Origin of the sequence: Micrococcus sp. HMSC31B01 (assembly GCF_001816085.1) — a bacterium.
GTDB classification, from domain to species: domain Bacteria; phylum Actinomycetota; class Actinomycetes; order Actinomycetales; family Micrococcaceae; genus Micrococcus; species Micrococcus luteus.
Genome location: NZ_KV825261.1, coordinates 1 through 2,251 on the forward strand (window position 1 = coordinate 1; position 2,251 = coordinate 2,251).

The window sequence follows — 2,251 nt, forward strand, 5'->3', positions numbered from 1 at the left end:
CGGTGCTGCGCGCCGTCGCCGAGCTCTGGCCGCGCGCCGGCCGCGCCGAGGAGCAGGTCCTCGAGGGCGTGGGCGCCGCCCGGTTCTCCGAGCAGGTGCTGCCGCTGCTGCAGCGCGCCGACCACGTGCGCGTGGACGTCACCGGCGACCGCCCCGACTACCGCGAGCTGAAGGCCGCCCCGCGCATCGAGGTCGGCACGAAGGCCACGCAGAACGACTGGTTCGACCTGGGTGTACAGGTCTCCGTGGACGGGCACGTGCTGCCGTTCGTGGAGCTGTTCACCGCGCTCGTGCAGGGCAGGACCACGCTGATCCTCTCGGACGGCTCCTACCTGGGCCTCGACCACCCCGCCTTCGACCGGCTGCGCACCCTGCTCTCCGAGGCCGCCACCCTGCAGGAGTGGACCCCGGAGCACACCCCCGTCTCACGGCACCAGGTCGGCTTCTGGGAGGACCTCAAGGAGCTCGCGGACGAGGTGGACGAGGACCCGGAGTGGACCGCCGCCGTCGGGCGTCTGGCCGCCGTCGAGCGCCTCCCCGAGGCCCCGCGCCCCGCCGGCCTGAAGGCCGACCTGCGCCCCTACCAGGAGGAGGGCCTGCGCTGGCTCGCGTTCCTGTGGGAGCAGGACCTCGGCGGGATCCTGGCCGACGACATGGGCCTGGGCAAGACCGTCCAGACCCTCGCGCTCTTCGCCCACGCACGCCAGGCCCGGCCCGAGCGGCCGCCGTTCCTCGTGGTCGCGCCGAGCTCCGTGGTGTCCGTGTGGGCGGCCGAGGCCGAGAAGTTCACCCCGGACCTCGACGTGCGCGTCCTGGACACCACCACCCGCAAGCGCGGCACCGCCGTGGCGGACGAGGTGGCGGGGGCGGACGTGGTGGTCACCAGCTACACGCTCCTGAGGATCGACGCCGGCCAGTACGGCGGACTCGACTGGGGCGGGGTGGTCTTCGACGAGGCGCAGTTCCTGAAGAACCGCGCCGCGAAGGTGCACACGGTGGCCCGCGACCTGCGCGCCCCCTTCCGGCTGGCCATCACCGGCACGCCGATGGAGAACTCCCTCAGCGACCTGTGGGCGCTGCTGGGCGTCGTCGTGCCGGGCCTGTTCCCGAGCCACCGCCGGTTCCGCGAGACCTACGTGACCCCCATCGAGACCGGGGGGGACCCCGAGCGGATGGCGGCCCTGCGCCGCCGCGTGCGCCCGTTCATGCTGCGCCGCTCCAAGGAGCTCGTGGCGAAGGACCTGCCGCCCAAGCAGGAGCAGATCCTCCAGGTGGAGCTCGAGCCGGCCCACCGCAAGCTCTACGACCGCGTGCTCCAGCGCGAGCGCCGCAAGGTGTTGGGCCTGCTCGGGGACATGGACGGCAACCGGTTCACCATCTTCAAGTCGCTCACGCTGCTGCGGATGCTCGCGCTGGCGCCGCAGATCGTCGACGACCAGTACGCCTCCGTGCCCAGCTCGAAGCTCGAGCGGTTCCTCGACGACCTCACCGAGGTGATCGGCGAGGGGCACCGCGTGATCGTGTTCAGCCAGTTCACGAGCTTCCTGCGGGTGATCGCCGAGGAGCTGGACCACCTGGAGATCGAGCACGCGTACCTCGACGGCTCCACGCGCGGGCGCGCCGAGGTGATCCGCGGCTTCCGCGAGGGCGAGGCGCCGGTGTTCCTGATCTCCCTGAAGGCGGGCGGCTTCGGCCTGACCCTGACCGAGGCGGACTACGTGTTCCTCATGGATCCGTGGTGGAACCCCGCCGCGGAGGCGCAGGCCGTGGACCGGGCGCACCGGATCGGGCAGGAGCGGACCGTGATGGTCTACCGGCTCGTGTCCGAGGGGACGATCGAGGAGAAGGTGCTCGAGCTGCAGCGGCGCAAGGCCGAGCTGTTCGGCGCGCTCATGGACGAGTCCGACGACTCCGGCGCCGGCGCCTTCACCGACTCCCTCACCGCCGAGGACATCCGGGAGCTGCTCGGCGCCGAGGAGTGAGCGCTGCGCGAGGCGTACCGGACGTTTTCGTTCGGGAAACGGCGGCGTGTCGCGACGTTTTCGTTCGGGAAACGGCGGCCCGCCCGCCCGTTTCGTCAACGAAAGTCGCCCCCGAGGCGCCGTTTCCCGAACGAAAGCGGGGGGTAGCCTCGGGCCATGCGTCGCCCGTCACGGTCCAGCACCGCCGCCCCCGCCTTCGCGCCGTCCGCCCGGTCACAGGTGCCGCCGTTCACGGTGATGAGCATCCTCGGCCGGGTCGCCGAGCTGCG

At 72.1% G+C, this 2,251-nt stretch carries 1 protein-coding gene; it reads left to right on the top strand.

Annotated elements, in window-relative coordinates; genetic code table 11:
- A partial coding sequence (locus tag HMPREF3105_RS09235; protein ID WP_141762482.1) for a DEAD/DEAH box helicase occupies positions 1-1,982 on the top strand: 1,982 nt, incomplete at its 5' end.
- Positions 1,983-2,251 lie beyond the last annotated feature (269 nt).